The 18,387-nt window shown below is 34.5% G+C and carries 25 protein-coding genes; 23 read left to right on the forward strand and 2 right to left on the reverse strand.

The features are described from left to right. The first annotated feature begins 75 nt into the window (after positions 1-75). From F823_RS0103815 to F823_RS0103830, 4 genes are all read left to right on the forward strand, one after another. On the forward strand, positions 76-396 hold the full coding sequence (locus F823_RS0103815; protein ID WP_002844513.1) for a putative heavy metal-binding protein: 321 nt from the start codon (positions 76-78) through the stop codon (positions 394-396). A gap of 32 nt (positions 397-428) precedes the next feature. Continuing rightward, positions 429-773 (forward strand): histidine triad nucleotide-binding protein, encoded by a 345-nt coding sequence (locus F823_RS0103820; protein WP_002844485.1) that lies wholly within the window; start codon positions 429-431, stop codon positions 771-773. A 122-nt stretch (positions 774-895) separates the two neighbouring features. Further along, complete coding sequence (gene rpsU, locus F823_RS0103825; RefSeq protein ID WP_002844447.1) at positions 896-1,075, forward strand: 30S ribosomal protein S21; 180 nt, start codon at positions 896-898, stop codon at positions 1,073-1,075. Between the two features lie 23 nt (positions 1,076-1,098). After that, a complete protein-coding gene (locus tag F823_RS0103830; RefSeq protein WP_002845519.1) occupies positions 1,099-1,539 on the forward strand; it encodes a GatB/YqeY domain-containing protein in 441 nt (146 codons plus the stop codon). 120 nt (positions 1,540-1,659) lie between these two features. Here F823_RS0103830 and F823_RS0103835 read toward each other — a convergent pair whose 3' ends face one another. Both F823_RS0103835 and F823_RS11145 read right to left on the reverse strand, forming a co-directional pair. Continuing rightward, the gene (locus tag F823_RS0103835) at positions 1,660-2,055 is read right to left on the reverse strand and encodes a type II toxin-antitoxin system death-on-curing family toxin (protein WP_002844417.1); all 396 of its coding nucleotides are present in this window, start codon (positions 2,053-2,055) and stop codon (positions 1,660-1,662) included. Position 2,056: 1 nt separating this feature from the next. Further along, positions 2,057-2,203, reverse strand: coding sequence for a hypothetical protein (locus F823_RS11145; protein ID WP_002844434.1), 147 nt, complete (start codon positions 2,201-2,203; stop codon positions 2,057-2,059). 573 nt (positions 2,204-2,776) lie between these two features. Here F823_RS11145 and F823_RS0103850 point away from each other — a divergent pair. From F823_RS0103850 to F823_RS0103940, 19 genes are all read left to right on the forward strand, one after another. Continuing rightward, positions 2,777-3,070 (forward strand): hypothetical protein, encoded by a 294-nt coding sequence (locus F823_RS0103850; protein ID WP_002844459.1) that lies wholly within the window; start codon positions 2,777-2,779, stop codon positions 3,068-3,070. Further along, positions 3,070-3,306, forward strand: coding sequence for a hypothetical protein (locus tag F823_RS0103855; protein WP_002845515.1), 237 nt, complete (start codon positions 3,070-3,072; stop codon positions 3,304-3,306). Before F823_RS0103850 ends, F823_RS0103855 begins: the two co-directional genes overlap by 1 nt. A gap of 228 nt (positions 3,307-3,534) precedes the next feature. Continuing rightward, entirely contained in the window at positions 3,535-3,819 is a 285-nt protein-coding gene (locus F823_RS0103860; protein ID WP_002845514.1) for a hypothetical protein, read from the forward strand. A 158-nt stretch (positions 3,820-3,977) separates the two neighbouring features. Beyond that, on the forward strand, positions 3,978-4,541 hold the full coding sequence (locus F823_RS0103865; RefSeq protein ID WP_002844552.1) for a TetR/AcrR family transcriptional regulator: 564 nt from the start codon (positions 3,978-3,980) through the stop codon (positions 4,539-4,541). Continuing rightward, the gene (locus tag F823_RS0103870; RefSeq protein WP_019595397.1) at positions 4,538-5,617 is read left to right on the forward strand and encodes a DUF2871 domain-containing protein; all 1,080 of its coding nucleotides are present in this window, start codon (positions 4,538-4,540) and stop codon (positions 5,615-5,617) included. Before F823_RS0103865 ends, F823_RS0103870 begins: the two co-directional genes overlap by 4 nt. A 224-nt stretch (positions 5,618-5,841) precedes the next feature. After that, on the forward strand, positions 5,842-6,270 hold the full coding sequence (locus tag F823_RS0103875; protein WP_002844408.1) for a GntR family transcriptional regulator: 429 nt from the start codon (positions 5,842-5,844) through the stop codon (positions 6,268-6,270). Between the two features lie 37 nt (positions 6,271-6,307). Further along, the gene (locus F823_RS0103880; protein ID WP_002845512.1) at positions 6,308-7,027 is read left to right on the forward strand and encodes an ABC transporter ATP-binding protein; all 720 of its coding nucleotides are present in this window, start codon (positions 6,308-6,310) and stop codon (positions 7,025-7,027) included. Then, positions 7,020-7,823: a hypothetical protein gene (locus tag F823_RS0103885; RefSeq protein WP_019595398.1), complete on the forward strand. Its 804-nt coding sequence runs from the start codon at positions 7,020-7,022 to the stop codon at positions 7,821-7,823. The genes F823_RS0103880 and F823_RS0103885 overlap by 8 nt, the downstream gene beginning before the upstream one ends. A 12-nt stretch (positions 7,824-7,835) precedes the next feature. Then, positions 7,836-8,723 (forward strand): hypothetical protein, encoded by an 888-nt coding sequence (locus F823_RS0103890; RefSeq protein WP_002845509.1) that lies wholly within the window; start codon positions 7,836-7,838, stop codon positions 8,721-8,723. After that, positions 8,716-10,080 carry a hypothetical protein gene (locus F823_RS0103895; protein WP_002845508.1) on the forward strand — a complete coding sequence of 455 codons (1,365 nt, stop codon included), beginning with the start codon at positions 8,716-8,718 and terminating at the stop codon, positions 10,078-10,080. The genes F823_RS0103890 and F823_RS0103895 overlap by 8 nt, the downstream gene beginning before the upstream one ends. Positions 10,081-10,233: 153 nt before the next feature. Then, positions 10,234-11,379 (forward strand): SLAC1 family transporter, encoded by a 1,146-nt coding sequence (locus F823_RS0103900; RefSeq protein ID WP_002845507.1) that lies wholly within the window; start codon positions 10,234-10,236, stop codon positions 11,377-11,379. Positions 11,380-11,502: 123 nt separating this feature from the next. Beyond that, positions 11,503-12,054, forward strand: a complete 552-nt coding sequence (gene hpf, locus F823_RS0103905) for a ribosome hibernation-promoting factor, HPF/YfiA family (protein ID WP_002845506.1) — start codon at positions 11,503-11,505, stop codon at positions 12,052-12,054. Between the two features lie 149 nt (positions 12,055-12,203). After that, positions 12,204-13,214, forward strand: coding sequence for a PhoH family protein (locus tag F823_RS0103910; RefSeq protein WP_002844410.1), 1,011 nt, complete (start codon positions 12,204-12,206; stop codon positions 13,212-13,214). A 6-nt stretch (positions 13,215-13,220) separates the two neighbouring features. Beyond that, positions 13,221-13,697 carry an rRNA maturation RNase YbeY gene (ybeY, locus tag F823_RS0103915; RefSeq protein ID WP_002844469.1) on the forward strand — a complete coding sequence of 159 codons (477 nt, stop codon included), beginning with the start codon at positions 13,221-13,223 and terminating at the stop codon, positions 13,695-13,697. After that, positions 13,687-14,436, forward strand: coding sequence for a diacylglycerol kinase (locus tag F823_RS0103920; RefSeq protein WP_019595399.1), 750 nt, complete (start codon positions 13,687-13,689; stop codon positions 14,434-14,436). Before ybeY ends, F823_RS0103920 begins: the two co-directional genes overlap by 11 nt. A 114-nt stretch (positions 14,437-14,550) precedes the next feature. Then, the gene (era, locus tag F823_RS0103925) at positions 14,551-15,450 is read left to right on the forward strand and encodes a GTPase Era (protein WP_002845501.1); all 900 of its coding nucleotides are present in this window, start codon (positions 14,551-14,553) and stop codon (positions 15,448-15,450) included. Between the two features lie 28 nt (positions 15,451-15,478). Then, positions 15,479-16,858, forward strand: a complete 1,380-nt coding sequence (gene mgtE / locus F823_RS0103930) for a magnesium transporter (protein WP_002844495.1) — start codon at positions 15,479-15,481, stop codon at positions 16,856-16,858. A 101-nt stretch (positions 16,859-16,959) separates the two neighbouring features. Then, positions 16,960-17,706: a DNA repair protein RecO gene (recO, locus tag F823_RS0103935; RefSeq protein ID WP_002844451.1), complete on the forward strand. Its 747-nt coding sequence runs from the start codon at positions 16,960-16,962 to the stop codon at positions 17,704-17,706. 11 nt (positions 17,707-17,717) lie between these two features. Next, positions 17,718-18,323: a DUF4342 domain-containing protein gene (locus tag F823_RS0103940; RefSeq protein WP_019595400.1), complete on the forward strand. Its 606-nt coding sequence runs from the start codon at positions 17,718-17,720 to the stop codon at positions 18,321-18,323. The last annotated feature ends 64 nt before the right edge of the window (positions 18,324-18,387 follow it).

Genomic DNA, 18,387 nt, shown 5'->3' on the forward strand with positions numbered 1-18,387 from the left:
AAAGCATGCTCGATGAAGTAGGAATGAAACATAAAAGTTTATAACTTTTTATAAGTTTTCAGTAACGGTAATGATATGATAGTTACTACGACAGGAAATATAGAAGGCAGAGAAATTGACCAGTATAAGGGCATTGTATTTGGAGAAGTGATATCAGGTGTTAACTTTTTGCTAGATATAGGAGCAGGCCTTAGAAATATCTTTGGAGGACGCAGCCAGGGCTATGAGGGCAAGCTAAAAGAAGCTAGGGAAGAAGCCATAGCAGAGATGGAGCAAAGGGCGGCAAGTATAGGTGCTCACGCTGTAATCGGTATGAAGATGGACTATGAAATACTAGGTGCAGACAATGGTATGTTGATGGTGACATGTTCAGGTACTGCAGTTACACTTAGATAGTAATTAATAATAAATATATGGAGATGATAAATATGGATTGTATTTTTTGTAAACTAGCTAATGGAGAAATACCTACAAACATGGTATATGAAGATGATAGGGTGGCGGCTTTTAGGGATATGGCACCAGTTACACCACAGCATATATTAGTGGTACCAAAGGCCCACTATGCCAGTCTTGAAGACATTCCAATGGATGAGATGGATATAATTGCAGATATTCATAGGGCGATAAGAAAGATTGCAGACCAAGAAGGATTTGCCAAGGATGGTTATAGGATAATAAATAACTGTGGCAAGGATGGCGGCCAGGAAGTGCCTCATATCCACTACCACCTACTAGCAGGCAAGCCACTTACAAGACTAGTGACAGATTAATTAAGAGATTTAATTAATAAATATACTCAAAAAGTCTTGAAAAAATAAAGGCTTTAGATTATAATATTATGGTGCAAGTCTATATGACATGCAAATCGCTAAATTGTAGGGAGGTGAAACAGATGTCAGAAGTAAGAGTAAGAGAAAATGAATCATTAGATAGTGCGCTTAGAAGATTTAAGAGACAGTGTGCTATGTCTGGCATAATGTCAGAAGTAAGAAAAAGAGAACACTATGACAAGCCAAGTGTTAAGCGTAAGAAAAAAGCAGAAGCTGCTAGAAGAAAAAACGCTAAAAGATAGTTTTTAAGAAGAGGTGAAGGGGGATGTCCCTTAAAGAAAAGTTACAAGAAGACCTAAAGTCTTCAATGAAAAACAAGGACACAATCAGAAAGTCAGTTATAACATTAGTTAGAGCTGCGATCAAGCAAATCGAAGTCGACCAGAGAGTAGAATTGGATGACGTTGCTGTTATGGATATTATATCCAAGCAATTGAAGCAGAGAAATGATTCTCTAGCAGAATTTGAAAAGGCTGGAAGAGAAGATTTGATTGAAGAAACAAAATCTGAAATACAAGTTTTGAAAGAATACCTACCTCAACAATTAAGCGAAGAAGAACTTGAAAAAATTGTAATCGAGACTATAGCTGAAGTTGGTGCTACATCAATGAAGGATATGGGCAAGATTATGGCTATCATAAAGCCTAAAACTGCCGGACGTGCAGATGGAAGAAAAATAAACGAACTTGTTAAGAAGAATTTGTAAAATAGGATACCCTAAGAGTGTTGAATACCAATGCTCTTAGGGTATTTTTGTGTCAATCCAATGATTTCTCCAAACTTTTAATCATAGTAAATTACCTACCTTAAAATATATAAAATTTAATTATAGGATAACTTTTTTAGATACTATATCTCTCAATATAACTCTTAAACCACCTTTACTTATGCTTCCTTCTGCAATAGATACAACAACGTCTTCCATAGCCACTATGAAGTCATCAACTACTGAATCGTAACCATTAATATTAAGGAATAAGACTCCACAGGCTATAGAGCTTCTTTTGTTGGCGTCATTGAAGGCATGATTCATAACCAGACTAAAAACTATATGTGTCAACTTGTCTATCATAGTAGGGTAGTAGTCGTCATTCTTAACATGTTCAACAATGCTACTTATTAACCCAGCATTGTTTATACCTGAAAACCCACCTGTTTTTTGTAAGATGATGTCATGCGTAGTCATAATATCATCAAATGTAAGATATTTTATTTCATTCATTTTACTTATCCTTTAGTCTCTTAAATACTTCTATATGCTTGTCAATTTGGTTCTCTAGTTTTTTGTAATTTTCTTGCTTGTCATATGTGGTTTGTTTCGCATTGTTTTCTGATGCGTTTATTTTGATATTTCTATTTGTGTATTCCATAATTTACCTCCTAAACATTACCATTTATGTTGTCATATTCTGTCTTTACTAGGATTATATCACCATCTTTATACATTGACTACATACTGTCACCAGTAACTAGGGTAGCCATGTCATGCGGGTGTAGGTCAATCCTATCTGTATAATATATGCAACTGGGAAAAAAATCAATATATATTTATGAAAAACAAAAATAAATGGGGAAAAAATTCAATATGGGGGCTTTTAATGGAATTTAATTCCATTAAAAGAACAAACAACCCAGCGAGTTAAGAGAAAGAGAGGTTTATATAAAATCAGATATGGAGTTAACACAACTTTTCAAATAAAGCAGTAAAGTTCCCGGAAAGCTTGAGGACTTTCAGAATATAAAGTATAATGAACCTAGAAGTAAGAGGGTATTTTCTAGATGATTTCAAGTAGGTGATACAATGGATAATCAAAAATAGTGTATAAGATACTGGCTGGCATTGAAGCATCTATGGATAGTCATGTATTTGATGCAGGGCATAAAACAAACATAAAGATTATAGTGGCTAATAGAAATAAACCGAGAAAGGATTGGAACGAAATATGATCAATCAACTCATAAATTTTATAGAAAAGTATTTAAATAATGAACCTGTAGATACTCCAGAAGGCTATGAAGATATTCACGTAGATAAAGAACAGACCGAGGGAAACTATTACTTTTATTATTTCTTAGAGGATTTTATAGGTTCTGAAAAAGGCGAATTAACCACAGAAGTTGATGACATTGTAGAACATATATTTGATATAGCCATAGAAATGGAACCAATGTTGGATACTACAGATATGGATATTAGGCTTAGTATGTACTATGAAAGATTAAAAGAGATGGTATAATGGATAACCTTAAAATAGTGTACAAGATACAGGTTGGAATTGAAGCATCTATGGATAGTCCTGTATTTGATGGTACATTCCTAGAAGCTTTAAAAATCAGTGAAGAAAGAAGAAATAGGATACTTCAATCAATGATTGATAATATGAACGCAAAATCCTTTTTCTACAAGAAAGGAGTAACTGATATTGATGCAGTTTATGTTGACTCAGATATAGAATTGACACAGTTTTTTTAAAAAAGCACTTTAACAGAGGTTTGGGGGCTTTTTTAGTCCAGTAGAAAAAGCTTGGAAAAATAGACACAGCGATAAGAGAAAGTTTGAAAAGTACAAAAACGCAGGTGTACAAGTACCAAAATCATTTGATAAGTATCAGAAAATGAAGCATAATGATGACAATGGATATTGGAGAGTAAACAACCAGTATAGGAGTTTTAATACTATTTAAGAAAGGATGGATTGAATATGATTAAAGAGCTAATGAATTTAATAAAATCATATCTTGATGGTGATACAGTTACAATTCCTGAAGGGTATCAAAATATCACAAGAGAGTACAACTTCTATCACTTCTTAGAAGATTACTTGTTTGATAATTGGGAAGATATTGCTACAGATGAGACATATGATATAGTTGATGAACTTCCCGAGTTATGTGCAGAAACTGAGCCGTATACTGATACTACAGATATGGATATTAGGCTTAGAGAATACTATGACAGATTAAAAGAAATAACACCATTTATATAAGCACTTAAACAGAGGTTGGGGTGCTTTTTTAGTGCAGAAATTGACCTAGACAAGTCGTTAAAAGGTCTATTTTTAATGCTAAATTCGACCTATTGACAAAAATGACACTATGTCATATACTATAGTGACACGATGTCACTTTTGAAAGGGGGATATTTATGCCAAAGGAGACTTTTTATAATCTCAACGAAGACAAGAAGACTTTAATAGAGAAAGCTCTGATTAAGGAGTTTGAATCTAATCCTCTTTGTGAGGCTACTGTAAAAAATATAGTTGAAGACTTAAATATATCCAGAGGTAGTTTCTACCAGTATTTCTACAGTCTAGAGGAGAGTTATTTTTATATATTGGACAAGTTTACTGGAGAGGTTCATTCCTTATTTTTAAACTTGTTAGAAAAAAACAAGGGCAACATAAATAAGACTCTTGAAGACTATGGAAGAGAGCTTGCTGATGAGATATTTAAGGGTGAATACTATTATATATACAGGAATAAGTTTTTGTATTGGAATATGAGTCTCGACAGGGATTGGAAGCAGTATGTAGCTAGCAACTCTAAGGCTTGTGAGGGAAACTATGGCGAGAGTGAACAAGTCCACTACCTGGGGGCCCTGGTACATTCGCTGATGCAGAGATTGTTTTTGGAAGAGTGGTCAAAAGAAGAGTTTGTGGACCACTATAGCTTGTATGTTAAATGGATAATAGGAGGTATTGGACGATGATGAGTTTAATGGAATCAATTTTTGATATAGGTTACTTGAGTCTTGTAATAGGCTTGGGTGTTAGGATACTTTTAGAGAGAAAGGAAGGAGCTAAGAATTTTGGAATAATGGCTATTTTATTGGGGCTTGGTGATGCCTTTCATCTGATTCCTAGGCTTGTCAGTCACCTGAGTTTAGGTGGATTTGAAAAAAATATAGCTGCCCTTTCTTGGGGTGAATTTGTTACTAGTATAACTATGACTATTTTTTATATAATGTTTTATAGGTATTATGTAGGCATAGCAGGTGATAAAAGCAAAAGAAAGTCCATGCTTATATATGGCCTTGCAATTGTGAGGATAGGTCTTGTCTTGATGCCACAGAATCTATGGGGCAGCCAAGGTGACTATACGTTTGCTATTATAAGAAATATACCATTTTTAATAATGGGTATCTTGATAATAGGGTGGACTTACAAGTACAGACATATTGATGGTCTAAAAAATGCAAGTATTTTTATCTTCTTGAGCTTTTTGTTTTATATTCCTGTAGTTGTAGGAGCTAGATTTATACCGATTTTAGGCGCACTTATGATACCCAAAACTATAATGTATGTTCTAATTGTAATGGTAGGCTATAGGTATTTTGTGGACGAGTTTGAACAGGAGAATATATTTAAGCTAGCTATTAGTTTTTTGATTATGGGTCTTATAAGTGGTGTATTTTACAGGGAGTTTGTCAAGTACTACAAGTGGCAGGGGCTTACAAGTCTTAGTTTTATTCATGTACACCTATTGACTCTCGGATTTATGATGCTAGTCTTGGTATATATGCTTGTAAAAATTCTTAGAATAGACATCATAAAGCTAAAAAGACCTATCAAGCTATATCTATCTGGTCTGGTTCTTACAATTGTCTGTATGCTTGTAAAGGGAATCTATGAGATAACCTCAGCAGGTGCTGACCTATTCCCAAGAGCTGCCCTTTCTGGAATATCTGGTCTAGGACATATGATCATAGGTATTGGTATGGTCTGGCTTCTTATAAGTCTAATACCTGAAAAAAATTTACAAAAAACACCAGAAAATAAAATATAGTAAATAAAATGTAGTAAATAAAATGTAGTAAATAAAATGTAGTAATTAAAAGGTTGTTGATAGAGTAGTTTATATCAACAACCTTTTTTAGTATTGACCTTATAGTGTACTAGTGCTATAATACACCTAAGATGTACTACTAGTATAGTACACTTACCAAAATAGACTAGGATACAATATTTTTATTAAACATTGGTAAATATAAGGAAAGGAGCGTGGTTTAATTGCCTATTAAAGGATTTGTCTTTAATAACAATACGCCAATATACCTACAAATAAGTAAGTATTACCAGGCCAAGGTTTTTATTGGAGAGATAGAGCCGGGTGATGTGATACCTTCTAGAAGAGAATTGGCAGGTAGCTTTGGTGTTAATCTAAATACCGTACAAAAGGCATATGCCTATATGGAAGAGATAGGTCTCATATGCACTGAGAAAAACAAGCAGTCTACAATTACACTTGATTTGGACTTGATCAATAGACTTAAGACCGAATACCTAAAAGAGCCCTTGATGGACTTTATATACAGCATGAAGTCTGTAAATATAGACAAAAAGACGGTTTTGAAGCTTGTAGGTGAGTACTATGACCTAGTTGAAGAAGATGTCAAGGCTGACGAGGAAGATGATGAATATGAGGATGGGGATAGATAACCCAGTTTATAAAATGAGTATTTAGGAGGAAGGACTAATGATAAAGGTTCAAAATTTGACTAAAAAATATAAGACTAATGTTAAGGTGGGCAAGTCGTCTACAAGCTATGCTCTTGACAATGTCAGTCTAACTATAAAAGAAGGCAAGATCACTGCCATACTAGGTACTAATGGTTCAGGCAAGACTACCTTGTTGAAGTCTCTGATGGGATTTGTAAGACCTACATCTGGCAAGGTCTCTATTGACGATGAAAAGATAAGCCACAAAAGCTATGAGAAGATGATATTTATACCTGATTGTCCAACCCACTTTCCGGGATTTTCAATTAAGGAGATGATAGACTTTTACAAGGATTTTTATCCTACTTGGAACTCAGAAAAAGAAAGGGAAATGCTAGATTTCTTTGGGCTAGACATAAACCAGAATATAGACTCTCTATCCAAGGGTAATATTGCCAAGGTAAAGCTTGTCTTGGGATTTTGTCTAGATATGAAGTATATCATAATGGACGAGCCCTTTAATGGAATTGACATATTTAAGAGGGAAGAATTTGTATCTGTTATGGCTAGGTTTATGGAAGAAGACCAGGCTATAATCCTTTCAACACATGAGATTGATGAGATAGAAAAAATAGTTGATTATGTGTTTATACTCAGTGATGGCAAGCTAGTATCAGAGTTTGATGCTGAAGAGATGAGGTCATTGGAGGGTAAATCTATAATTGAAAAAATAAGAGAGGTGTCATTGAATGACTAAATTGCTAAAGTTATTGAAGTTGGAATTCAAGAATAACATGATGTTATTTATTGGATTTAATATAACATCAGTTATAGTCCTAGTCCTATCCTGTATAATTAGCAATCTTTTATACTTGAGGGATATCAGACGGTCATACTTAGTGGGAGATGGCAACACTGTTTATGTGTATGACTCACTACAGCCCAGCCTTACAATGCTTGTTTTGGTATTTAGCCTAGTATTTGTCATAATATATACGGCAACTAGTCTTACAAGAAAGCTGTCTAAGTCTGATGGTAGTGTCTACAGTATTATGCAGTTGCCTGTCAAAATTTACAATCATATACAGGCGACATATATATCTTCATTGGTATTTGCCTTATTTAATAGCCTAATATCAATGATTATATTGGTCGTGTATTCAAGGTATTTGAGAGGCGAAATGATAGATATAGTTAGAACAGTGCCCCTATTCCAAAGTAGGATACCATCTGTGAAGGAGATACTTAACAAATTTATAGACGGAAATCCGTTTTTTACAATTAATCCAAGTATGGTGGTCCTTGTAGCCCTAAAATGGATTCTCTTGATAAGTGTTGTGATTGCTATTGTACTACTTGTCAAATCATCTAAGAATACACCTATTTACATTACTGCCTTGATTATATTTTTATCATTTTACAGTGCTAATGTAATAGAGTTTGTAGGATGGGGTAGTGGAAAAATAGATACTACATATATTGTCAAGCTAATTGTTTCAACCATTGGATTTATTGTAGCCAACCATATTTTGATTAGAAGAATAGAGTACTAAGGGGGGACATCTATGAACGATATACTAAAACTTTACTACTACGGTTTAAAGATTAATAAAAAGAAGTTTATGCTTATAGGTGGTCTGATATGTGTATGGATAATCCTATCTATAAGTGTATCCATGTTTTCAGTAAGTTCTATAGGCAAGGTTAGCTTTGTAGGATCATTTTTCAAGGATTTTTACCAGGCTAAACCACTGCCTATGGCTAGTATGGATAGATTTAACAAGATTATATCTTCATCCATACTACTGAGGAACACTGCTAGTTTTGTTATGTATAGTTTTATAGGCTTCGTAACTCTGCTATCTGTGCTGATGTCATTTTTACTAGTTACGGATGATTACAAGAGGAAAAATTCGAGCTACTTAATAATGGCCAACCTACCTACAAAAATATATAGGGTCAAGATATCTAAGATACTAGTGGGATGGTCAATATACATTTTTTGCATCGTGGGATTCTCACTTGCAGCCTTGTTGATGGATGCAATTTGGAAGCTATACTTGGGAGATATGTATATGATGAGTGCCTGGTCTTTGTTGGGTGATGATTCATTTTTGCTGACTAGTTCATATTCAGCTATAATAATATCCCTAGTCGTTGTATTGCCATCAGTAATGGGCATACAGGCCCTTACAAGTATATTCTTTGTGTCCAATGATAGGGGCAAGGTACTAAAGAAGATTATATGTGTAGTTTTACTGATGATAAATGGCATAGGTGTATTTGTATTTGTGGTTTCTTATATGTTTAATTACAACATATTTAACAGCTATAGTGAGCTAAGTGTAGTTACATGGTTTGCCATGGCAATTTACATAGTGAGCTTGACCCTTACTTATGTAGATTGCAGATTAAGTCAAAAAAGAACTAGGGGAGGTGTGATAAATGGATAAATCTAGTATAAAGGGAGGCCTAATTCTTGGTCTACTAATCCTACTAAGCCTAGGTCTTGCAGCAGGTTTTCATACTATGAAGCTTGGTTCTAGCAGGGTAGAGACTATTCAAGGTGACAAGGGTGAACTTGAGAAAATGAATCTAATAAGTACAGAAATGGACTTGGAAGACTTGAATATTAGACACGACATGGATAAGAAGGATATAGAAGGCATAAAATCCAATATAAAAAATATCCCTGCTTATATCTTAAAAGATGGTAGGCCTGAAAAAATCACCTTGAAATATAACAAGAATGACAATATAAAGGCAATAGATAAGAAAGATAATAGATACTCCTTATTAAATGAACTTACATATGATCATACTGCCTATGTTGTAGACCATAAAAATTCACATGGTATTTATCTAAATTACAGTATCGAAGGTGTTGGCAAGAAGATAAGATTAAATGAGAAAGATTTGATAGGATACACTGGAAATGATCGTATAGAGGTAAAGAGGCTAGAAAAATACAAGGGTAAGACCTATCTTGTCCTATCTTATTCAGTTAAAAATACTGATAAGGCTACTATGAAAAAGAATGATCTAATAGAAAAGCTTGTATTTGCTGAGATTGTAGGTGATGGCATACAAGTACTAAATAGGCTGGATATATTATCTGATTCTGAAAATGCTAATAGTATGAGGGTTATAGCTGCATTTGACAAGATATTGATATTCTCCTATAGGGACTATCCTTCCAAAGACTTGAAAAATGAGATGATATCCCTAGACTTGGCAAGTAAGAAGCTTGCTAGGGAGGATATTAGCAGTAAAAAAGACTCTAAGGGCATATATATCAATCCAGATATTTATGATTCATATATCAAATACGACAAAAATAATGGTATCCTCTACCTAATATCAAGGGAAAACAATCAAAAGCCTTTCCATATAAGGTCATACAAGATGAAAGAAGATAAACTCATAGATGTAGATGATAGGACAATAAATCTAGATGACTATTTAACTCAGGTACAGTTACCTACTAAGGATGATAAAATGAGTCAAATGGGTAGTATAAACAGGGTTAATATTATGATGAAAGGTAAAAAAGTTATAATAATAAAGTATAATAACTTTAATATATATCAATGGAAGGGAAAAGGGGTAGAAAAAACAATTAAAAATGAAGATGGAACAGAGATACCCGAGGATAGGGATAATTTAGAATTTAATAATTCTAGTATATATAGTTCTACTCAAATATACATATACGATGTGGATAAAGATAAGATTACTTACTCAGGTGCCATAAAAGGACAGTTGGAGATTGATGCAAGGACGATATATATGTCAGAAAAAGAAAAATAATAAATTTCAAAAACTGTTTTATTAACTGCAAGATGTATCTGTAAATAGGTGTTTGTAAGGTCTGATAGGGAAGTTCTTTAGCTATAAAATGCTATTAATATGTCTAATTTTATGCTATAATTAAGTTTAGACGAAATATTAAGAGGTGATATAATGAAGGATTTCCTATCCAGACTTCCTCTACCGATTACCGTACTAGCCCTTGCTTGGGTTGTGCTTGGTAACTCGCTTCAAGGAGTTATACCATTTTTAAGTGATTTATGTATGGTTATTACAATTTTACTATTATTGCTTACATTGATGAAATTGATATTTATGCCTAAGACGAGTTTTAAATCCTTGTCAACACCGGTTGGTCTTTCAATGTTTTCGACATTTGCCCTATCCCTTATAATGATAGCGGTTTGGATGAAGGGCGTGTTTGACAAGGCCAATATATATTTTTGGGTGACAGGAGTAATATTAGAAGCAATTATACTAGTGATATTTATTGTAAAATATGTATTAAACTTCAAACTTAAATCAGTTTTTTCGACTTGGTACCTAGTTTTTGTGGGTATTGGTATGGCTTCCATCACAGGTAGCGATTTTGGTATGGAAGTATTTGGTAGAGCAATACTTAAATACATATTTGTGGCAGCAATTGTACTGACACCGTTTATAGTGTACAGATATATGAGGGTGAGTTTGACTAGTGCAGCCAAACCACTAATAGGTATTTTTGCATTCCCATTGGGGGTTATCATACCCTCATACATAGCCATGGGTCAAAATATATCTACTAGAAATCTATGGATTATGTGGATTTGTCTCCAAGTTATATTTATTGCAATTATGGTATATCTGGCATTTCATTTGTTTGATGGATATTATCCTAGTAATTCCGCCTATGGATTGGCAGCTGCTATTACATTATATGCAACTAGAGAGTTTGAATTGTACCTTATAGCAAGGAAGCTGTCTACAGGCTTTATTCAGTATTTGATGTATTTTGAGTTTGTTCTTGCCTTTGTAATCTGTGCTGTGATATCAGTTTCATATCTTATGAATACACTTGAAGATCCTGAAAAACATAGGCAGAAAGTGAAAGAGAATAAGGAAAAAGAACGTAAGAGGCTAAGAGAAAAAAGAAGAGCACATCAAAAAAGACTTAGAGAAATTGAGATATCTAAGGATAAAAAAGAGACAAGAAAAAATAAAGTATCTACAAGAAAAACTGATCAAGTGTCAAATACAGAAAAAGAGCCTAAAAAAAGTCTCCTAGTTGATATAGAAGACGCTGAGAGCTTGATTGATTAACTCACTTATACATCTATTTTAACACAAAAAGTAATTTAATTAAAGACTTTTAAATAAGTTTAAACTAGGGTATATTGTAATTAACAACAAAAAGTACTTAGGTACTTGGAAGGAGTGTTAATTATGAAAATACTAGTAACAGGAAAGAAAATTAGATTAACTGAAGGCATTAATGGTTATATTGATAAAAAATTTTCCAAGCTTGAAAAATTGCTTTCTGAAGACACTGAGTTAAGGGTAACGGTAAGTGCAAATAAAAAAGAAAAGCAAAAGGTAGAAGTAACACTAGATAACATCAACGGTCATATAGTAAGAGCTGAGGATGTCCAAGAAGACCTTTATTCAGCTATAGACGTTGTTTGTGACAAGTTAAATAGACAGATAGTAAAGTATAAGCATAAGTTTAAATCTAGAGCATCAGGTAATGAGACTATTAGATTTGAGAACTTCAATGAACTGCTTGAAGAAGAGATAGAAGCAGTTCCAGAGGATTCTGAACTTGTATTTGAAAGAAGAAAGAAGTTTGACATTAGACCTATGAGCCCTGAGGAAGCTGTTCTTCAGATGAACCTTCTAGGCCATGATTTCTTCTTATTTAAAGATCAGGATACTTTTGAAGTTTGCCTAGTATACAGAAGAGGTGACGGTGGTTACGGTCTGATAGAACAGGCATAGGAAGAGTATATTTTGAAACCTTAGAGGGTTTATATAGACTAGGGGTAGCCAAGTAATTAGTGGCTGCCTCTTTTTCTTATCTATAGATTAAAAAGTGTATACATATATGTTATAATTAAGATATTAATACTATGATTTGGAGTGAAGATATGATTATACAAAGGCAATTTTCGATTTTCGAACCCAATTTTGAAAAAGAGCTATTCGGGAATTTTGATGAAAATGTAAAATTAATAGAGAAAAACCTAAGTGTGGATATACTTCTTAGGGAAGGTAATATAGTTCTACTAGGTGAAGAAAAAAATGTGGAGACTGCTGAAAGACTCTTAAATTCTTTACATAAGATAGTGGAGTCTGGTAAAAGACTTGATAGGCAGACTGTACTCTATACTATGGACCTTTTGTTTGCAGATAGTGAGGACAGGGTCAAGGAACTTGAAGGAACTATAGTGATCACTAAAAAAGGGGCTCCAGTCCAGCCCAAAACCCTAGGACAAAAAGAGTATGTCAACATAATAGAAAACAACGATATAACTTTTGGTATCGGTCCGGCGGGAACTGGTAAGACATATCTGGCAGTAGCTATGGCTGTCAAGGCCTTTAAGGCTGACGAAGTATCGAGGATAGTACTTACAAGACCTGCTGTCGAGGCGGGTGAAACTCTTGGATTCTTGCCGGGAGACATGAAGGACAAGGTTGACCCATACCTTAGACCCCTTTATGATGCCCTATTTGATATGTTTGGACCAGACAGGTTCGCCAAGTACTTAGAGAGAGGTACTATAGAGGTTGCTCCTCTTGCATTTATGAGGGGTAGAACACTTGACAATGCCTTTATAATACTTGATGAGGCCCAAAACACTTCTCCAGAACAGATGAAGATGTTCTTGACTAGACTTGGATTTGGGTCAAAGGCGGTAGTGACAGGAGATATAACTCAGACAGACCTGCCACGCCACAAGGTGAGTGGCCTTATAACAGCCATCAAGATCCTGGATGGGGTAAAGGGTATCGGTTACAAGGAACTTACTGAAAAGGACGTAGTGAGACACGAGCTTGTTCAGAGGATAATAAAGGCGTATGCAAAATATGAGAAAAAGATGGAATTTAAGGAAAATGAAAAAAAGTACAAAGCAAGAAACAACAATAATAGGAGATAGATAAGTATGGAAATAATTTTCGATGATAGACAGACCTACAAAAAAATAGACGAAGATATTCTAGACAAGGTAGAGAGAGTTATGCTGGCAGTACTTGATTATGAGGATTACGATGACAATTATGAAGTCAGTCTTTCTTTTGTAGATAATGAGGAGATAAGAAATCTTAACAGAGAGTTTAGGAATATAGATAGGGTTACTGATGTCCTTTCTTTTCCAATGCTGTCTGATGATGAATTTGATATTGAATATGAAGTAGAGTCTCTAGGGGATATAGTTATCTCTATACAGAGGGCTGATGAACAGGCTGAGGAGTTCGACCATTCTTTGGAGAGGGAGATATGCTTTTTAGTGTGTCACAGTATGTTCCACCTACTTGGTTATGACCATATGGAGGAAGAGGAAGCCAAAGATATGCATAGAAGAGAAGAAGAAGTATTGAATGGTCTAGATATTACAAGGGATGAAGGATATGAGAAGTAAGAAAAATCAAATCGAAAAAAAACAGAAGAGAAAAAAGAATAAACAGAGTTTTGTAAAGTCTGTAAATGCCGCCATAGCAGGGATTCAATATACTTTTAAGAGTGAAAGAAATATGAAACTCCATTATTTGGCTTCCTTTATGGTCCTAATTGCGAGTTTGTTTTTCGACTTTTCAAAGATTGAGTTTATTGTCTTGTTGGGGGCTATAACTTTGGTTGTTATTGCGGAAATGGTGAATACTGCTGTTGAAAAGACTGTAGACATGGTGACATTAGAGTTTCATCCTCTCGCCAAGATAGCCAAGGATGTCGCAGCTGGAGGTGTTTTGGTATCTGCCATGTATGCAGTTGTAGTTGGCTATATATTATTTTATAATAAGCTAAATATGTTGACTGGTAATATAGCTCTTAGGATTAGGGAATCGGAGTTACATATTACAGTTATATGTATAGCTATTGTCCTAATCGCTGTAGTTGTTGTAAAGGCAGTAACTTTGACAGGAACTCCAGTCAGGGGTGGTATGCCAAGCGGCCATGCTGCACTAGCATTTGCACTAGCTACATCAATTACCTTGATTACTGAGAGGGTAGAGGCATCATCACTAGCATACCTTATGGCTCTATTGGTAGCTCAAAGTAGAATAGAGGGAAAGATACATACTTTTTGGGAGACCTTTGCTGGTGCCATACTAGGAACCTTGGTGGCAGTAGTAGTATTTCAGCTCGGACTATTTTATTAGTAGAGAAAATATGATATAATAGAGTTTGGATTATTGATAGTGTGGTTATTTGTGTAGAATTATAATAGTATAGTTCATGAAAATGCTGCACAATTGTAGGAATAGGAGAGATATATGACATATAAATCGGGATTTGTAAGTATAGTTGGTAGACCGAATGTTGGAAAGTCAACGCTTATGAATGATATGGTAGGAGAGAAAATCGCTATTATGAGTGACAAGCCTCAGACTACTAGAAATACTATCCAGGCTGTATATACAGATGAAGAGGCACAGATAGTATTTATGGATACTCCAGGTATCCACAAACCAAAGAACAAGCTAGGCGAAATGATGGTCAAATCTGCGTCAGATGCTTTCAAGAATGTAGACAGCATTATATTTGTTGTCGATGATTCTAGAACAATAGGCAAGGGTGACAGCATGATCATAGAAAACCTTAAAAAGACTAGTACGCCTGTATTTTTGGTTATAAACAAGATTGATAAGATAGACAATAAGGAAGACCTATTTGAGATGATAAGGATGTACGATGACCTAAATGTATTCAAAGAGATAATACCTACATCAGCCCTAAAGGGTTCAAATATAGACTCCTTGATAAAAGTAATAAAAAGAAATCTTAATGAGGGACCCAAGTACTTCCCAGACTACATGGTTACAGACCAGCCTGAAAGAGTGCTTGTGTCTGAACTTATAAGGGAAAAAGTCCTTCACTACACTAATGATGAAGTTCCACATGGTGTAGCCATTGAGATAGAAAAGATGAAAGAACGTAAAGGAAAAGACTTAATAGATATATCTGCTGTTATATACTGTGAGAGAAATTCACACAAGGGTATAATCATAGGCAAGCAGGGCAAAAAGCTTAAGGGTATAGGAAAATCAGCAAGGGAAGAAATAGAATTCTTACTTGGTACAAAGGTTAATCTCCAGATATGGGTAAAGGTAAAAGAAAACTGGAGAAACCTACCTAACTATATCAGCGATTTTGGATTAAAAGAAGAAATATAATATAATTATTGATAAAAAGGTGGTTGTAATGGACAAAAAGCAGGACTCGTCGCGAGAGTTGTTTAATGAAGTTAAAGAAATGATGGATGCTAATAAGCTGATCGATTTAAGAGAGATGTTGGAAGAATATCACACTATGGATATCTATGACATCCTACTTGAATTAGGAAACAATGATCAGGTTAAACTATTTGAAATATTGCCATTGGATACAGCAGCTGACATACTAGAAGAGTGTGAGGCGGACTTTTTCATAAAGATTGTATCTCAAATTGACAAAGAACACGCAAAGAGGGTTTTTGATGAGATGTCACTAGGTGATCTTTCAGATATTCTACGTGAGATGGATGATGACGAAAGAGAAAAGATACTTGATATTGTGAGCAAGGCAGATGAGTTAGAACTTAGGGAACTCCTTGCCTATGTAGATGAAACTTCAGGATCTACTATGAAGAAGGGCTACATAACAGTAAACAAGAACCTAAACGTATCTCAGGCTATCAGACATATAAGATCTGAATCAGTAGAAGCAGACTCAATATACTACATATACGTTGTCGATAATGAACAGAAACTGGTAGGTGTGCTTTCTTTAAGAGACCTATTTATTTCAAAGGATTCTTCTACTATGGAAGATATAATGGTAGAAAATGTAAAGTCAGTAAAGGATAATGAGGATAGGGAAGAAGCTGTTAAGATGGTATCCAAGTACAACCTAGTAGCAATACCAGTTGTTGACGAAGAGGGTGTACTAAAGGGGATAATAACAGTTGACGATATACTTGATGTTATGGAAGAAGAAGCCAGTGAGGATATGTACAAGTTTGCTGGTTCAAGTGAGCATGAAAGAGATGTCGCAGAAAATGAAAACTCAACCCTATTCGAGCAGGTTATCTCTTGTGTTAGGGGTAGACTTGGCTGGCTTGTAGTGACATTATTACTTTCTTTTGTGACTGCATATATATTTATGAAGTTCCAGGGACTTATGTCAACTAAGATGTACGAGTTGATATTCTTTGTTCCTATGATACTTACAATAGGTGGTAACGTGGCTACACAGTCTTCAGCTGTTACAGTTATCAACCTTATTGACAATGACAAGAAAGTGGATTTTCAGACTATAGCAAAAGAGCTTGTAAGTGCAACTATAAATGGACTAGTCCTTGTAGCTATTGCAAGTATAGTTTTATTATTGCTTGGTGGTGTCAAGATGTCTATACTGATAATAGCAGTAAGTATATTGATAAACGTCTTATTGGGTGCGGCTTTTGGAACATTGATGCCAATAGTAATAAACAAATTAGAAGCTGACCCATCAGTAGTCACTTCTCCAGTTATAACTGTAATAATGGATGTTATAGGAGTTTTAGTATACTTCTTAATAATCAGTGCCTTTATAGGTTTATAATTAGATTATATGTCGCATTAATTTCAATCTTGATAATTAGTGCGACTTTTATTTGTGAAAGATAATTTGACTTGACCTTATGAGAAAAGATAGGAGGAATAATGTCAGTAATAAATACTCAGGCAGTAGTTCTTAAAGCCCTAAAATTTAAAGAAAACGATATAATATTGACCCTCTTTACCAGAAACTATGGCAAGGTCAGTGCAATAGCAAGGGGGGCTCAAAAGCCTAAGAGCAAGCTGATCGCCACATCACAGGTATTTTCCTACAACAATTATGTCTTGAGAAAGCAAAACGATATGTATGTAGTATACCAGAGTGAGAGTATCAAGAGCTTCTATAATATAGCCACTGATTTTGATGCCTTTTCCTATGCATCTTTTATTATGAAACTTGTTGAAGGAGTACTAGTAGAGGGCCAGACCAATAACAGGTTATTTGTATTACTGGTCAGGACCCTGTTTTTGTATTCGGAAGGAGTTGATAACCCTAAGTTTATACTTGATGCCTTTATAGTCAAGTTTTTGGATTATACGGGTTTTAAGCCAAATGTAGATGCGTGCACTTCTTGTTCTTCTACAAACTATAGGAAGGCTGTATTTTCTATATCAGACGGCGGTATAGTATGTGATAAATGTATAAAAAAACAAGAAAATTACTTAAAAATTGACCAAACTACAATAAGACTTATGCAATATATTTTAAAAAATGATATAATAGATATAAATAAGGCTGAGGTTGCCAAGGTATTAGTTGATGAACTATTTTTCTTGTTGAAGAAGTACCTCATCAACTATTTTGAATACATCAATTTCAAGTCTATAGATATGTTGAAGAATTTAACTTAGGAGGTTACATTATGGCACAGATAACAATTGAAATGGTAGACCAGATTATGGAAAGGTTCCCATATGTTACATATAAGCAGGCTAAAGAGGCCCTTATAAAGACAGATGGAGATGTACTAGAAGCTATAATATTAATAGAAAATAGCGAAGAGGCCAGTGCCTTTGATGGATTTGAAAAGAAATTTACTGTAGAGACTGAGAAGGTGAGAGACCAGTTAGCAGATTTATTAAAGCAGGCTACTCTTGTGAGGGTTGTAGTTGAAAAAGATTCAAAGATTATGTTAAATATACCTCTTGGAATAGGTGTTGTTGGAGTTGCGGTTATGCCAATAGTTACTCTACTAGGCCTATCTGCAGCAATGCTTAGCAAGTATTCTGTTAAGATAGTAGATGCCAATTCAGGTCAGGAGGTAGACTTAGGAAATCTTACTCCTGAAAAAGTAGAGATTTTAAAGGAGATATTATTCAATTCTTTTAGCAGCATGAAGGACACAATCAAGCCTAAGCATGAATCTAATGAAGAGGAAGATACAGTAGATGATATAACAGACGAACTTATTAAAGAGTCTGAGAATAAGAATGAAGAAAATAATAAAAATGAAGAAAATAATAAGTAATTATATTAAAATGTATTTTTAAAATACTTGTAAAATACATCTAAAAAACGTATAATATAACTAC

Origin of the sequence: Peptostreptococcus anaerobius VPI 4330 = DSM 2949, from assembly GCF_000381525.1 — a bacterium.
Lineage (GTDB): Bacteria > Bacillota > Clostridia > Peptostreptococcales > Peptostreptococcaceae > Peptostreptococcus > Peptostreptococcus anaerobius.